Source organism: Enterobacter sp. A103 (assembly GCF_034427535.1).
Classification (GTDB): Bacteria; Pseudomonadota; Gammaproteobacteria; order Enterobacterales; family Enterobacteriaceae; genus Enterobacter; species Enterobacter asburiae_B.
Genome location: NZ_JAXQPQ010000005.1, coordinates 164,155 through 178,643, shown reverse-complemented (window position 1 = coordinate 178,643; position 14,489 = coordinate 164,155). Strand labels below are relative to the sequence as shown.

12 protein-coding genes are annotated in these 14,489 nt (G+C 59.8%); 4 read left to right on the top strand and 8 right to left on the bottom strand.

Annotated elements, in window-relative coordinates; translation table 11 throughout:
* Positions 1-76 precede the first annotated feature (76 nt).
* On the top strand, positions 77-571 hold the full coding sequence (locus SPH27_RS15525) for a PadR family transcriptional regulator (RefSeq protein WP_029741394.1): 495 nt from the start codon (positions 77-79) through the stop codon (positions 569-571).
* Here the strand turns inward: SPH27_RS15525 and SPH27_RS15520 are convergent.
* Together SPH27_RS15520 and SPH27_RS15515 are read right to left on the bottom strand one after the other, a co-directional pair.
* Positions 568-2,127, bottom strand: coding sequence for a methyl-accepting chemotaxis protein (locus SPH27_RS15520; protein WP_101744686.1), 1,560 nt, complete (start codon positions 2,125-2,127; stop codon positions 568-570). The two genes, SPH27_RS15525 and SPH27_RS15520, sit on opposite strands and share 4 nt — an antisense overlap.
* Positions 2,128-2,464: 337 nt before the next feature.
* Positions 2,465-3,985: a PAS domain-containing methyl-accepting chemotaxis protein gene (locus tag SPH27_RS15515; protein ID WP_182071529.1), complete on the bottom strand. Its 1,521-nt coding sequence runs from the start codon at positions 3,983-3,985 to the stop codon at positions 2,465-2,467.
* A gap of 435 nt (positions 3,986-4,420) precedes the next feature.
* Between SPH27_RS15515 and ygjG the strand changes: the two genes are divergently transcribed.
* Entirely contained in the window at positions 4,421-5,800 is a 1,380-nt protein-coding gene (gene ygjG / locus SPH27_RS15510; RefSeq protein ID WP_182071528.1) for a putrescine aminotransferase, read from the top strand.
* Positions 5,801-5,868: 68 nt separating this feature from the next.
* Here the strand turns inward: ygjG and lsrG are convergent, their stop codons facing one another.
* Genes lsrG through lsrA form a run of 6 tightly spaced genes read right to left on the bottom strand, consistent with a single transcriptional unit; the run spans position 5,869 to position 11,554 of the window.
* On the bottom strand, positions 5,869-6,162 hold the full coding sequence (lsrG, locus tag SPH27_RS15505) for a (4S)-4-hydroxy-5-phosphonooxypentane-2,3-dione isomerase (protein WP_008503162.1): 294 nt from the start codon (positions 6,160-6,162) through the stop codon (positions 5,869-5,871).
* Positions 6,159-7,046, bottom strand: a complete 888-nt coding sequence (gene lsrF, locus SPH27_RS15500) for a 3-hydroxy-5-phosphonooxypentane-2,4-dione thiolase (RefSeq protein ID WP_033146707.1) — start codon at positions 7,044-7,046, stop codon at positions 6,159-6,161. Before lsrF ends, lsrG begins: the two co-directional genes overlap by 4 nt.
* A gap of 11 nt (positions 7,047-7,057) precedes the next feature.
* A complete protein-coding gene (gene lsrB / locus SPH27_RS15495; RefSeq protein WP_033146708.1) occupies positions 7,058-8,059 on the bottom strand; it encodes an autoinducer 2 ABC transporter substrate-binding protein LsrB in 1,002 nt (333 codons plus the stop codon).
* 1 nt (position 8,060) lies between these two features.
* Positions 8,061-9,038 carry an autoinducer 2 ABC transporter permease LsrD gene (gene lsrD / locus SPH27_RS15490; protein WP_182071527.1) on the bottom strand — a complete coding sequence of 326 codons (978 nt, stop codon included), beginning with the start codon at positions 9,036-9,038 and terminating at the stop codon, positions 8,061-8,063.
* Positions 9,039-10,070: an autoinducer 2 ABC transporter permease LsrC gene (lsrC, locus tag SPH27_RS15485; protein ID WP_064673347.1), complete on the bottom strand. Its 1,032-nt coding sequence runs from the start codon at positions 10,068-10,070 to the stop codon at positions 9,039-9,041.
* Complete coding sequence (lsrA, locus tag SPH27_RS15480; RefSeq protein WP_182071537.1) at positions 10,067-11,554, bottom strand: autoinducer 2 ABC transporter ATP-binding protein LsrA; 1,488 nt, start codon at positions 11,552-11,554, stop codon at positions 10,067-10,069. Before lsrA ends, lsrC begins: the two co-directional genes overlap by 4 nt.
* A gap of 215 nt (positions 11,555-11,769) precedes the next feature.
* On the opposite strand from lsrA, the gene lsrR reads away from it, so the two are divergent.
* Both lsrR and lsrK read left to right on the top strand, forming a co-directional pair.
* Positions 11,770-12,741, top strand: coding sequence for a transcriptional regulator LsrR (gene lsrR / locus SPH27_RS15475; protein ID WP_039260477.1), 972 nt, complete (start codon positions 11,770-11,772; stop codon positions 12,739-12,741).
* 32 nt (positions 12,742-12,773) lie between these two features.
* On the top strand, positions 12,774-14,372 hold the full coding sequence (gene lsrK, locus SPH27_RS15470) for an autoinducer-2 kinase (RefSeq protein WP_182071526.1): 1,599 nt from the start codon (positions 12,774-12,776) through the stop codon (positions 14,370-14,372).
* Positions 14,373-14,489 lie beyond the last annotated feature (117 nt).

Here is a 14,489-nt window from a genome sequence, read left to right as displayed (position 1 = left end):
AAAATGCAAGATCTTTTAGATTGCATCTGAATATATCTTAGATATAGTTTAGATATATCAAATTAAGAGAACTACTATGCGACACGAACACGACAGCGGCGGGCGCCGACCGCGCTTTTTCGGCCACGGCGATCTGCGGCTGGTGATTCTGGATATCCTGACCCGCAGCGCGAGCCACGGCTACGAGCTGATCAAAGAGATCGAGAATCTGACCCAGGGGAATTACACCCCGAGCCCAGGCGTGATCTACCCGACCCTGGATTATCTTCAGGATCAAACCTTTATCACCATTACGGAAGAAGAGAACGGTCGTAAGACGATTACAATTACCGCTGAAGGACAACGCTGGCTGGACGAAAACCGGGAGCAGCTGGAACAGATCCAGGTGCGTATTAAAGCCCGTTCCGTCGGTTTTCAGCTGCGCAAAAACCCGCAGATGAAGCGGGCGCTGGATAACTTCAAAGCGGTGTTAGATCTGAAGGTGAATCAGGGAGAGCTCAGCGACGCGCAGCTCAAGCAGATTATCGGCGTTATTGACCGCGCGGCGCTCGAGATCTCCCAGCTGGACTAAGCCGGAGCGTGCTCGCTCACGCGGAAGACGCGTACCAGCTCCTTCAGGTGCATCGCCTGTTCGTTAAGCGATGCTGCCGCCGCGACGGACTCCTCCACCAGCGCGGAGTTCTGCTGGGTGGTGGCATCAATCAGGCCAATCGCGCTGTTAATCTGCGAGATACCTTCCGTCTGCTCGTGGCTGGCCTGGCGGATTTCGCGCAGGATAACGTCCATCTCTTCCACGTTGCCGACCATCCCGTTAATCAACGCACTCGCTTTTTCAACCAGGTTCATCCCGTCCTGGGTCTGGCTGGTAGAGCTCTCAATCAGCTCGCGGATTTCGCTGGCAGATGACGCGCTCTTCTGGGCAAGCTGGCGAACTTCACCCGCCACCACCGCAAAGCCGCGACCGTGCTCGCCGGCGCGCGCCGCTTCCACCGCCGCGTTCAGCGCCAGAATATTGGTCTGGAAAGCAATGGCGTCGATCAGGTCGATAATGTCGGACATCCGGTTCGACGTCTCGTTAATCAGGCGCATTTTGCTGGTCACCTGCTTCATCATCTCGCCGTTGTTTTTGACCACCGTGGCGGCATCCGCCGAGAGGTTGGTGGCTTCCCCGGTATGCGAGGCGGTATTTTTCACCGTCGCGGTGATCTGCTCCATCGAGGCGGCGGTCTGTTCTACAGAACTTGCCTGCTCTTCCGTGCGCGCGGCCAGATCCTGGTTCCCGGCGACAATCTGCGCGGCTGCGCTGGAGATATTCTCCGAGCCGGTTTGCACCTGCTGCACGATGTCCAGCAGTCGCGTTTTCATCTCCATCAGCGCATGCAGCAGCAGACCCGTTTCGTCTTTGCCGTGTGGCGTGATGCTGCCCGTGAGATCGCCCTCAGAAATGGCTTTTGCAAAATGCACCGCCTCGCCGAGCGGACGAGTGATAGCGCGCACGATAAACCAGCCAATCAGGCTGCCTGCCGCAATGCTAAAGAGCGTGAGCAGAATCAGCAGCAGTCGGTTAGATCTGAAATCCCCTTCCACCTGCGCGCCAGCACTCTGCATCTCGCTGTTTTGAATGGTAATCAGCTCCTTCACCTTCGCTTTATAAGCCTGCTGCACGGCGAGGGTGGTGGTCATCATCTCCTGAATAGCGCCCGCACGATTGTTGTTCTGCACCGCCTGCAGAATGCGGTAGCGCGAGTCCAGATACTGCTGGCGCACGCTGCGGATCTCCGCCAGAACCTGCTGAGACTTTTGATCCTGCAGCGCGTTGTTCAGCTCGCCCAGGATCACCGTGATGTGCTCGCTGATCTCTTTCAGGCGCTGCTGAGATTGCCCCGTATAGGTGCCCTGCTCGTCCAGCAGCATCAGCTGTTGAGTGCTAATAAATTCCTGGAAGTTATCGATTAGCTGGTTCGCTTTTACCGTGGTCGGATAATCACTGGTAATAATCGATTGCATTCCGTTATTAGCCCGATCCAGACTCAGCAGAGACAGGCTCGCACTGATGGCCATCAGGACAATAAAGAACCCGAACGCCAGAAATAATTTCGTGCCGATCTTTACGTCATGTAAGAACATATTTTCTCCATCGATGTGATTATTTCTCAGACGATCGCTGTTATCGGTAACGATTTTGCTAACTTTATGAGTTTGATCGTTTTTTTATTTCATAACCCCAGCAATGCATAGGTGTAGGCTATTAATATGGCCTCATCGATCGTTACCAGACCGTCAAACGGGGTATTTTCGAAATAGCATTCTGAAGAACTGACTTAGGCAGGAATAAATAACTGAGGCACTTTCTTTAGTTATTTAATATTAGATTAACAATAAACCACATTAATAGTCACATTCAGAAGAATAAAAAGCCGTTTATTCCCTACGGTATAAACGGCTTTTTTGGAACATTACTGACTCAGTGGAGCACAGTCACCGCATCCTTAAGGCGTCCGGCGCGGTGCTTCACCATCGCAGAAATGTGGGCGCTCTCCTCGACCAGGTCGGCGTTTTTCTGCGTGATGCTGTCGAGTTCGGCGACCGCGCGGGTCAACTCTGACAGTCCGGTTGCCTGCTCGGAGGTCGCGTGGCTGATCTGGGCGATAAGCTGCGTCACGTTTTTCACCTGCACAACGATATCATCCATCGTGCGACCTGCGGCGTGAACCTGCTCAGAGCCGGACTGCACCTTGCTGGCGCTGGCATCAATGAGTTTACGAATATCATTGGCGGCACTGGCGCTGCGGCTGGCGAGATGGCGAACTTCGCCCGCGACCACGGCAAAACCTTTTCCCTGCTCTCCTGCCCTTGCCGCTTCAACCGCCGCGTTCAGCGCCAGAATATTGGTCTGGAAAGCGATATCGTTAATCAGGGAGGTAATCGAACCAATCCGCTGCGTGCTGTCGGCAATGTCATCCATGGTTTTGACGACGGTCTGCATCGCGTTGCCCCCTTTCGTCGCCGCGCTGCTCGCGGCCACGGAGAGTTTATCCACCTCGGCGGCAGTTTCAGAGTTACTCTGAACGGAAGCGGCCATCTGGTTCATTGTTGCGACGGTCTGCTGCACGTTCGCCACGGTCTGACGCGTGCGATCGTTCAGGTCTTCATTTCCCTGCGCCAGCCTGTCGCTGCCGTCACGGACGCTCACTACCTGGCTCGAGACGTCATTGATTAACCAGCGGCACATCAGGCCCAGCTGCCCGACCGCGCGCAGCGTCAGCCCCAGCTCGTCGCTGCGGTTCAGATGCTGCACGCTGTTGCGCTCACCGGTTGCGACCTTCAGCGCCTGTCGCGCCACATTCTCTACCGGGCGGACAATCTGCTGCTCAAACAGCAGCGTTCCCAGCAGCATCACCACCGCGGCAGCAACGAGCGGCATCCACCCGGCGGAAGTCGCGACCAGCGTGGCGGCGAGAACGGCAAAAAGCACCGCCATCACGCTGCGCACGCGCCAGCGCAGCGGCATTGCCGGCAGTTTACCCAGCCAGCCTTTTCCAACCACCAGCCCCTTGTGCACGCGTTTCTTACAGCTCCCGTCGTTCAGCGCCCGGTAGAGCGGCTCCACGGCCGCAATCTCTTCGGCTGTGGCTTTGGTGCGAATGGACATATAGCCCGTCACCTGCCCGCGGCGCACCATCGGCACCGCATTCGCACGCACCCAGTAGTGGTCGCCGTTTTTGCGCCGGTTTTTGACAATTCCGCTCCACGGCTCGCCCTGCTGCAGCGTGTACCACATATCGGCAAACGCGGCTTTTGGCATGTCGGGGTGGCGGACCAGATTGTGCGGCTGGCCCGTCAGCTCATCAAGCTGGTAGCCGCTCACCTGCACAAAGGTGTCGTTGGCGTGTGTGATGTAGCTGTGGATGTCTGTGGTAGACATTAAGGTGGTGTCATCGTCCAGAGGATATTCATTCTGGGTGACATAGGTTGGAGAGGACATCGTGGGCATCCCTTGCAGGTTATTTGAATGTTAATTTTGTGGGTCAATGTTTTTTCGGCGGTAAACAATTTATCTTTAGTTGTTAAACTTGATGAAGATCGCAGATTTCACTTAAACCATACTTTTTGTACGATTTTATAATTCATTGATTTCAAATACTTTCGCAAAGAAATTACCTATAAAGCATGACCAGTTAATGCCCACTTAAGTTGCAGCCAATGCACTTCTTTAGTGCAGATGCGCTTTTCCGGCCTCATTTACCCTTTTTGTCCTGTACCGCTAAATCCCGTTTCGGTTGCTCCGGCATGATTAAATATTGTGCAACATTATTTTAACCTGGCATTTATCCCGATTTTCGTTAAGTCATCTGAAGTGGCGTAATCCCTGCAATACTTAAACCAGTATCATGTGATACGCGATCCCCGGGAGCACATTTTGAACAGGTTACCTTCCAGCGCCTCGGCTCTTGCCTGTACCGCGCACGCACTGAATCTCATTGAGAAGCGAACGCTCGATCATGAGGAAATGAAACAACTTAACCGAGAGGTCATCGATTACTTTAAAGAGCACGTCAATCCAGGTTTTCTGGAGTATCGCAAATCTGTTACCGCCGGCGGGGATTACGGAGCCGTAGAGTGGCAAGCGGGGAGTCTTAACACGCTTGTCGACACCCAGGGACAGGAGTTTATCGATTGCCTGGGTGGTTTTGGTATCTTCAACGTGGGGCACCGTAATCCAGTTGTGGTTTCCGCCGTACAGAATCAACTTGCGAAACAACCTCTCCATAGCCAGGAACTGCTCGACCCGCTTCGCGCCATGCTCGCGAAAACGCTGGCGGCCTTAACGCCCGGCAAACTGAAGTACAGCTTCTTTAGCAACAGCGGCACGGAATCGGTCGAAGCGGCGATTAAACTCGCCAAAGCGTACCAGTCGCCGCGCGGGAAATTCACCTTTATCGCCACCAGCGGCGCGTTCCACGGTAAATCCCTGGGCGCACTGTCTGCTACCGCCAAATCCACCTTCCGCAAACCGTTTATGCCGCTGCTGCCGGGCTTCCGCCACGTGCCGTTTGGCGACATCAACGCCATGCGCACCGTGCTGAGCGAATGCCGTAAAACCGGTGATGACGTGGCCGCGGTGATCCTGGAGCCGATTCAGGGCGAAGGCGGCGTAATCCTCCCTCCGCAGGGCTATCTGCCCGCCGTGCGTCAGCTGTGCGATGAGTTTGGCGCGCTGCTGATCCTCGACGAAGTCCAGACCGGGATGGGGCGCACCGGCAAAATGTTTGCCTGCGAGCACGAAAACGTTCAGCCGGACATCCTGTGCCTGGCGAAGGCGCTCGGCGGCGGCGTGATGCCGATTGGTGCGACGGTTGCGACTGAAGAGGTCTTCTCGGTGCTGTTCGACAACCCGTTCCTGCATACCACCACCTTTGGCGGTAACCCGCTGGCCTGTGCGGCCGCGCTGGCAACCATCAACGTGCTGCTGGAGCAAAACCTGCCCGCGCAGGCGGAGCAGAAAGGCGACATGCTGCTGGACGGCTTCCGTCAGCTAGGCCGGGAGTATCCGGACCTGGTGCAGGACGCGCGTGGGAAAGGGATGCTGATGGCGATTGAGTTTATCGATAACGAAACCGGCTATAGCTTCGCGAGCGAGATGTTCCGCCAGCGGGTGCTGGTCGCCGGAACGCTCAACAACTCGAAAACCATCCGCATCGAACCGCCGCTGACGCTGACGATTGAGCAGTGCGAGCAAGTGCTGAAAGCGGCGCGTAAAGCACTGGCAGCGCTCAGGGTGAGCGTGGAAGAGGCGTAATATCGACTCCCCCCTCCGGTGGAGGGGGGTTAAAAGATGGCGGTCATGAAAAGCGCCGGGCAAAGCCGCTACTCCGGCAACAGCCCCACAAAACTGCGTTTCTTGCGCGGCTCCGACATCAGCTCTTCGAGCTTATCCACGCACGCCAGGTAGTGCGGGGTTTGCTTGTGCGCCAGCACCGCCTCCTCGTCTTTATAGGCTTCGTAGATAAAGAACCGGGTTTTCACCCTCGGATCCTGCAATACGTCAAAACGCAGGTTTCCCGGCTCCTGGATTGCCCCCTCGTGGTTGGCGCGAAACACCTCCAGAAACTCGTCCACCCGCTCGGGCTTAATGTTGATCTCCACCAGCGTCACGTTCATTTTGCTTCTCCCTGTTTCTCATCCTGCCAGAACTGGAACGCATCGCGGGCGTTCCAGTTCTCGTGAACCACTTTTTTCACCGCCTTCAGCATGGCGAGCGGCGCGCTGGACTGGAAGATGTTGCGCCCCATGTCCACACCGGATGCGCCCTGATCGATAGCGCGCCAGCACATCTCCAGCGCCTCGTGCTCCGGCAGCTTTTTGCCCCCGGCGATCACAATCGGCACCGGGCAGCTGGCGGTCACTTTTTCAAAGCCCTCGTCCACGTAGTAGGTTTTGACGAACTGCGCCCCCATTTCGGCGGCGATGCGGCTGGCCAGCGAGAAATAGCGCGCGTCGCGCGCCATCTCTTTCCCCACGCCCGTCACCGCCAGCGTCGGCATACCGTAGCGCGCGCCCGCATCGACAAGCTTGATGATGTTGTTGATCGACTGATGCTCAAACTCGCTGCCGATATACACCTGCGCCGCCACCGCGCAGACGTTCAGGCGCAGCGCGTCTTCCATCGCCACCGCCACGCACTCGTTGGACAGCTCGCCCAGAATCGAGTTACCGCCCGAGGCGCGCAGCACCACCGGTTTGTTCGTCGCGGCAGGCACCTGGCTTCTCAGGATGCCGCGGGTGCACATCAGCACGTCGGTTTCGCCAAACAGCGGCGCTATAGAGAGATCGATACGCTCAAGGCCGGTGGTCGGCCCCTGAAAGTAGCCGTGGTCAAAGGCCAGCATCACCGTGCGGTTGCTCTGCGGGTTGAAGATGCGCGCAAGCCTGGACTGCATGCCCCAGTCCAGCGAGCCGCAGCCCTTCAGGGTGTAAGGCACATTCTGCTGCGGCGTGCCGATGCCAAAATCCTTGCCGTCTTTGATGTCGTCTAAATCAGCCATTTGCTCCCCCGTCAGAAATCGTATTTGCTGATGTTCTCTTTGGTGAACACCACGCGCTCCGGCAGCAGCACGATGCCGTTGCCCTTCGCCTCATACTGGTAGCCCTGCACGCTGTTCGGCTCGACCTTCAGCGCGCCGATATTTTTTACGTCCACGCTGTCGCCGACGTTAAGATCGCCTTTTTTCAGCAGACGATCGGCGACGTTGACCGCAATTTTGCCCTGTTGCACCACATCCCACAGGCCGAAGGCTTTCACCGTGCCGCGCTCAACGTACGGGCGCATCACGTTCGGCGTGCTGAAGCCGACAATCGCCACCCCTTCCCGCTTCAGGTTTTCCGCCGCCTGCGCCGCCGCTGGAAGCGCGTTGGCGTCCGGGGCGATAATCGCGTCCAGATCCGGATACGCTTTTAAGATCCCTTCGGCGGTTTGCAGGGATTTGGTGGCGTCGTTATAGCCAAACTGGGTCGTCACGACCTGCCACTGGGGGTGATCTTTCTCGATTTTGGCCTTCGCCTCTTTCACCCACTGGTTCTGGTCGGTGACGGTCGGGCTGGAGTAGAAGAACGCCACTTTAGCGTTCGGTTTGGTGACCTGTTTGCCCGCCATCTCCACCAGCAGGCCGCCAAGCTGCTCCGGCGTCCCCTGGTTGATGTAGATGCTGCGGCACTCCGGTTTGGTGTCCGAATCCCAGGTCAGGACCTTGACGCCGCGCTGCATCGCGCGCTTGAGCGCCGGGCAGAGACCGTCCGGTGACACGGCGGAGACGATAATGGCGTTATAGCCCTGGTTGACGAAGTTATTGATGAGCTGCACCTGGCCGGAGACGCTCGGCTCGGTCGGGCCGTCGTAGGTCACGTCCACGCCGAGATCTTTCCCCGCCTCTTTCGCGCCGTTGCCGCCGCTGGTGAAGAACCCCACGCCCACCAGCTTCGGGATAAAGGCAATGCGGTCCGCCGCCTGCGCCGAGGCGAAGCTGAGGGCCATTGCCAGGACTATCAGTTTTGTTTTCATCTTACGCTCCGGATAGTTTTCTAAAGAGAGAACGCACCCACTCGCGGTGCAGACTCAGCGAACGTCCCATCACCACCACAACCAGCAGCGCCCCTGACAGCGCACTCGACACCTGGTTAGGGATGCCGACCATCTGTAAACCCTGCTGCAGGTAGCCCACCAGCAGCGCCGCCAGCGCCGTACCGACAACCGAACCTGACCCACCGTAGATATTGGCCCCGCCGAGCACGGCGGCGGTGAGCGCGGGCATCAGCAAATCGCGCCCCAGATCCGAACGCGCGGAGCCGAAATAGGAGACCATCACCAGCGCGGCAATCGCCGAGGCCACGCCCACCAGCCCGTACAGCGCGTAGGGCATGCCGTTCACCGACAGCGCCGCATAGCGCGCCGCGCGCGGGTTTTGCCCAATCAAAAACAGATGACGACCAAAGCGCCCGCGGTGGGTAATCAGCCAGAAGAAGACGGTAATCACCGCGAACAGCACCAGCGGGATCGGCAGGCCCAGCACCGTGAGGTTAGCGAACGCCGTGAAGCCGTCCGGGAAACCGCCGATGCCCTCATAGCCCGTCGCGCCCGCCATGCCGGAGAGCAGCAGCGCGCCGCCGCCGTAGAGGTAAAGCGTGCCGAGGGTGATGACTAAAGGACTAATGCCGGTGTAGTGGATCAGCGCCGCATTCAGCAGTCCGCACAGCAGGCCGAGCAGCAGCGTCAATGGAATAGCGACCGCCATCGGCCACCCCGCCTGCATCATCACGCCCAGCGCGATGGAGCACAGGCCGATGGTTGAGCCGAGGGAGATGTCGATCCCGCCGCTGATGATGACCAGCGTGAGCGGCAGCGCCACGATGCCGATGCAGATAAAGTCGCTGGTGCTGAACAGCAGCATGTTGACGTCGAGCATGCGCGGGTTGATGGCGCCAAAGAGCAGGATCTCCAGCACCAGTAAAATCAGCAGCGCGCTTTCCCAGTTAAGCCTCATTTACGCCACCTCTTTTTTGCGTTTGGGAAACGGGGTGACGTGCTTTCCCCCTTTGTTACCCGGCTGGAAGCGACCGTACTTCAGCGCCCGCTGATGGCGCGCCAGCGCCTGGCGCAGACGCCCGTCGAGCACCAGCACGCCCAGCAGCACCAGCCCGGCGATAAAGTCGTTCCACCACGCCGGGAGCCTGAACAGCACCAGCACGGTGTCGATTTGGGTCAGGAAGAAGGCGCCGAGCAGCGCGCCAATCAGCGTGCCCGTGCCGCCCAGCAGCGAAATACCGCCGAGCACGCAGGCGGCGATGGCCTTCATCTCCAGCCCGCTGCCGGTCTGGTTGGGCACAAAGCCAATCTGCGCGGCAAAGACGATCCCGGCGCAGGCCGCCAGCATGCCGTTGAGGGTAAAGGCGATCATGCGGGTGCGGTTCACCGCCACGCCCAGCTGGCGCGCGGCGGCGAGGTTATCCCCCACCGCGTAGAAATCACGCCCGAACGCGGTGCGCGACAGCGTCCATGCGCCTGTGGCCGCGACGATCAACACCAGCATGCCGAGCGGCGAAATGCCGACGGCGGCAGGCTCAGAGAGGGATTTCAGCCCCGGCGGCAGCCCCTCAATCCACTTTCCGCCCGTCCAGAGCAGCATCGCCCCGCGGTACAGCCCCAGCGTGCCGAGGGTGGCGACAATCGCCGGGATGCGCAGCCCCACCACCAGGAACCCGTTGAACGCCCCGGCCAGCGCACCTATCGACAGCGCGAAGAGAATGGAAACGGGCAGGCTGTAGCCGCTGTTCAGCGCCACGCCGACGGCAATGGCGGACAGCCCGACGGTTGAGCCAACGGACACGTCGATATTGCGGGTCAGCATCACCAGCGCGGCACCGATGGCCAGCAGGATCAGGATCTGCGAGCTGGCGAAAATCATCCCCAGCGTCTGTAAACTCAGGTAGGACGGATTCAGCGCCACCAGCACGGCGAACAGCGCCAGAATGGCGAGAAACGCGCTCAGCTCGCGGTTTTTCAGTAAGGTCTTCATGACTGCCCTCCGAATGCCAGCGCCATCATCCTGTCGAGGCTGACGGCGTGGCGCGGCAGCTCGCCGCTGAGCACGCCCTGATGCATCACCAGCACGCGGTCCGCAAGGCCCGGGAACTCGTCAAGATCGCTTGAGATCATCAGCACCGCCACGTTCTGCGCCGCCACGCTTTTTATCAGCTGGTAGATGTCGGCGCGCGCCGAGACGTCGACCCCGCGCGTCGGTTCATCGACGATCAGCAGTAAAGGATTGGCCTCCAGGCAGCGCGCCAGCAGCACCTTCTGCTGGTTGCCGCCGGAGAGCGTGCGCACGGTTTGATCCGCATGGTTGAGCTTGATCCCCAGCGCCCGGTGATAGCGCTCCACCACCGCAGACTCCCGCTTGCGCTGCTGCCAAATCGACGGCTCGTTCAGCGCCACCGTGTTCCAGCGGATCGGCGCATCGAGGAACAGGCCGGACACCTGCCTGTCTTCCGGCAGGTAGACCAGCCCTTTTTCCAGGCGTGAACTTACCGGCTCGCCGGCGATCTCCTGATTCTCCAGCCAGATGCGGCCCCCGCGTACCGGCCGCAGGCCGTAGAGCGTTTCCGCAAGCTCGGTGCGCCCGGATCCCACCAGCCCGGCCAGGCCGACGATCTCCCCGGCGTAGATCTCAAGGCTAAGATCGATAAACCCTTCTCCGGTGAGATCGTCCACCCGCAGCACCGGGAAATCCTGCGGCTGGGTACGGCGGTTGCCCGGCAGCGCCAGCCACAGCTTTTGCGTATCGCTGAGGGATTTCTCCCGGCTTACCGGCGTCATGGCGGCGATCAGGGCGCTGTCGTCAAACTGCGCGGTTTCGCCGCTCAGCACCACCGCGCCGTCGCGCATCACCGAGACGTGGCTTGCCAGCTGGCGAATCTCCGGCAGCTTGTGCGAGATAAAGACAATCCCGACGCCGAATGCCTGCAGGGCGCGGATCTGGCGGAACAGCCGCTCGGTTTCGCCCGGCGTGAGGGAGGCCGTGGGTTCATCGAGGATCAGGATCCTGGCGTTGCGCATCAGCCCGCGCAGGATCTCCACCATCTGCTGATCCGCCACCTCCAGGGTGCTGGCAGTGGCGTCGAGGTTAAGCTGGCACTGGAGCTGCTGGAGCTTCTCCGCCAGGCGCTTTTCCAGATCGCGTTCGCGCGGCAGGCGAAACAGGATGTTTTCCCGCACCGTCAGGTTGGGGAACAGCAGCGGCTCCTGCGGCACCAGATAAATGCCTAACCCGTGCGCCTGAGCGGGCGTGAGCCGCGCATATGACTGCCCCTCGACAGAAAGTTCACCGCCGTCCGGCGTTTCGACCCCGGCGATGATCTTCATCAGCGTCGATTTTCCCGCGCCGTTTCCGCCCATCAGGGCGTGCACCTGGCCCGCAAGCAGCGTGAAATCAATGCCTTTTAAGACCGGCACGCCTGAGAACTGCTTGCTGATATTCCGCGCGTCGAGAAGTGGTGTCATCATCGCTCCGCTATTGAACAAATGATTTTTAAATTTAATAATGTTCAAAAGCGTAGACGGTGAACTATATTTACAACCGTGCAGGGATCACAGTTTTATCGATTGAGATACAGATAAACCAGAAACGATCTAAAAGATCCGTTTTGTCGCGTGGCTCACACTTTCCCTTCGCGTCATTACGAACATATGATCTAAATTTTTATAAGAGTTCAACTATGAGCGATAAACGCACTGCGGAAGAAGGACGGTTTGCCGGGCTGGCACTGGCGGAAGAGGAGCTCGTGGCGCGCGTTGCCTGGTGCTACTACCACGACGGATTAACCCAGAACGACATCGGCGAGCGGCTCGGGCTGCCGCGCCTGAAAATCTCCCGCCTGCTGGAAAAAGGCCGACAGTCCGGGGTGATCCGCGTGCAGATCAACTCCCGCTACGAGGGCTGCCTGGCGCTGGAGACCGAGTTACAGCAGCGCTTTGGCCTGAAGCTGGTGCGCGTGATGCCCGCGTTAAATACGCCGCCGATGAACGTGCGGCTGGGCATTGGCGCGGCGCAGTCGCTGATGGGCGTACTGGAGCCCGGCCAGCTATTAGCGGTGGGGTTTGGTGAAACCACCATGAGCTGCCTGCAGCACCTGAGCGGCTTTATCAGCTCGCAGCAGATCCGCCTGGTGACGCTCTCCGGCGGCGTCGGGCCGTACATGACCGGTATCGGCCAGCTGGACGCGGCCTGCAGCGTCAGCATGATCCCCGCCCCGCTTCGCGTGTCATCCGCAGAAGTTGCCGGGATCTTAAAACGCGAGACCAGCGTGCGGGACGTGATCCTCGCCGCGACCGCCGCCGACGTGGCGGTGGTCGGCATTGGTTCAGTGAACCAGCGCCGTGACGCGACGATACTGCGCTCCGGCTATATCAGCGAAGGTGAACAGCTGATGTACGCCCGCAAAGGCGCGGTCGGCGACATTCTCGGTTATTTCCTCAATGCCGAAGGGGAATGCGTCGAGGAGCTGGAGATCCACAAAGAACTGCTGGGCGTCACGCTCGATGAACTGGCGCAGCTGCCCACCATCGTTGGCGTGGCCGGAGGAGAAGAGAAAGCCGATGCGATTTATGCCGCACTGAAGGGTCGCCGTATCAATGGCCTGGTGACGGAGGAGACGACAGCCCGCGCGGTGCTGGCTCTGGCCGACTAAGAGCCGCCCTGCGCTAACAACGAGGCAAGCTCATGAGTTACCTTTTAGCGTTAGATGCAGGGACAGGCAGCGTTCGCGCCGTGATTTTCGATTTACTGGGCAACCAGATTGCCGTCGGCCAGGCCGAGTGGAAGCACCTGAGCGTGGAGAACGTGCCGGGATCGATGGAGTTCGATCTGGAGACCAACTGGCAGCTGGCCTGCCGGTGCATTCATCAGGCGCTGGAACGTGCGTGCCTGAGCGCGGCGGATATTCAGTCCGTCGCCTGCTGCTCGATGCGCGAAGGGATCGTGCTGTACGACCGCGACGGCGAGGCCATCTGGGCCTGCGCCAACGTCGACGCCCGCGCCAGCCGCGAGGTGTCCGAACTCAAAGAGATCCACGACGATCGTTTTGAATCCGAAGTGTATGAGGTTTCAGGCCAGACGCTGGCGCTGAGCGCCATGCCGCGCCTGCTGTGGCTGGCGCACCATCGTCCTGACATCTACCGTAAAGCCGCCACCATCACCATGATCAGCGACTGGCTGGCGGCGAAGCTTTCCGGCGAGCTGGCTGTCGACCCGTCTAACGCGGGCACCACCGGCATGCTGGATCTCTTCTCCCGCGACTGGCGTCCGGCGCTGCTCGACATGGCCGGGCTGCGCGCAGATATCCTCTCCCCGGTGAAAGAGACCGGCACCGTGCTGGGCGCGATTACCAAAGAGGCCGCCCAGCAGTGCGGCCTGCGCGAGGGCACCCCGGTGGTGATGGGCGGCGGCGACGTGCAGCTTGGCTGCCTGGGGCTGGGCGTGGTTCGCGCCGGACAAACCGCGGTGCTGGGCGGCACCTTCTGGCAGCAGGTGGTGAACCTGCCGCAGGTGCGTACCGACCCCGAGATGAACATCCGCGTGAACCCGCACGTTATCCCCGGCATGGCGCAGGCGGAGTCGATCAGCTTCTTTACCGGGCTGACCATGCGCTGGTTCCGCGACGCCTTCTGCGCCGAGGAAAAGCTGATTGCCGAGCGGATGGGGATGGACACCTACTCCCTGCTGGAAGAGATGGCGAGCCGCGTGCCGGCGGGTTCACACGGGGTGATGCCGATCTTCTCCGACGCGATGCATTTCAAGCAGTGGTACCACGCCGCGCCGTCGTTTATTAACCTCTCCATCGACCCGGAAAAGTGCAACAAAGCGACGCTGTTCCGCGCCCTTGAGGAGAACGCGGCGATCGTTTCGGCCTGTAACCTGGCGCAGATTTCGCGTTTCTCCGGCGTGACGTTTGAAAGCCTGGTGTTTGCGGGCGGCGGGGCCAAAGGTGCCCTCTGGAGCCAGATCTTAAGCGACGTCACCGGGCTGCCGGTGCGCGTGCCGGAAGTGAAAGAGGCGACGGCGCTCGGCTGCGCGATTGCCGCAGGCGCGGGCGCGGGGCTGTTTGCGGATATGGCCTCGACGGGCGAGCGGCTGGTGAAGTGGAGCCGCGAGTTCACGCCGAACCCGCAGCACCGCGAGCTGTACGACGGCATGATGCAGAAATGGCAGGCAGTGTACGCGGACCAGCTCGGGCTGGTGGACAGCGGGCTGACGACGTCGATGTGGCAGGCACCGGGCTTAGTAAAAACCCACACCCCTCACCCTGCCCCTCTCCCCTGAGGGGAGAGGGAAAAAACCAGATCGAGCCAATTCTTTGAGACCGCACCAGCCAGTCCCCTCTCCCCTCAGGGGAGAGGGTTAGGGTGAGGGGCGAAGTTCTTTGAGATCTATCACAAT

Excerpts from the sequence above, each read along its gene's own strand:
- SPH27_RS15525 (WP_029741394.1), top strand. The coding sequence starts at position 77 with ATGCGACACGAACACGACAGCGGCGGGCGCCGACCGCGCTTTTTCGGC.
- SPH27_RS15520 (WP_101744686.1), bottom strand. The coding sequence starts at position 2,127 with ATGTTCTTACATGACGTAAAGATCGGCACGAAATTATTTCTGGCGTTC.
- SPH27_RS15515 (WP_182071529.1), bottom strand. The coding sequence starts at position 3,985 with ATGTCCTCTCCAACCTATGTCACCCAGAATGAATATCCTCTGGACGAT.
- lsrG (WP_008503162.1), bottom strand. The coding sequence starts at position 6,162 with ATGAACGTGACGCTGGTGGAGATCAACATTAAGCCCGAGCGGGTGGAC.
- lsrF (WP_033146707.1), bottom strand. The coding sequence starts at position 7,046 with ATGGCTGATTTAGACGACATCAAAGACGGCAAGGATTTTGGCATCGGC.
- lsrB (WP_033146708.1), bottom strand. The coding sequence starts at position 8,059 with ATGAAAACAAAACTGATAGTCCTGGCAATGGCCCTCAGCTTCGCCTCG.
- lsrD (WP_182071527.1), bottom strand. The coding sequence starts at position 9,038 with ATGAGGCTTAACTGGGAAAGCGCGCTGCTGATTTTACTGGTGCTGGAG.
- lsrC (WP_064673347.1), bottom strand. The coding sequence starts at position 10,070 with ATGAAGACCTTACTGAAAAACCGCGAGCTGAGCGCGTTTCTCGCCATT.
- lsrA (WP_182071537.1), bottom strand. The coding sequence starts at position 11,554 with ATGACACCACTTCTCGACGCGCGGAATATCAGCAAGCAGTTCTCAGGC.
- lsrR (WP_039260477.1), top strand. The coding sequence starts at position 11,770 with ATGAGCGATAAACGCACTGCGGAAGAAGGACGGTTTGCCGGGCTGGCA.
- lsrK (WP_182071526.1), top strand. The coding sequence starts at position 12,774 with ATGAGTTACCTTTTAGCGTTAGATGCAGGGACAGGCAGCGTTCGCGCC.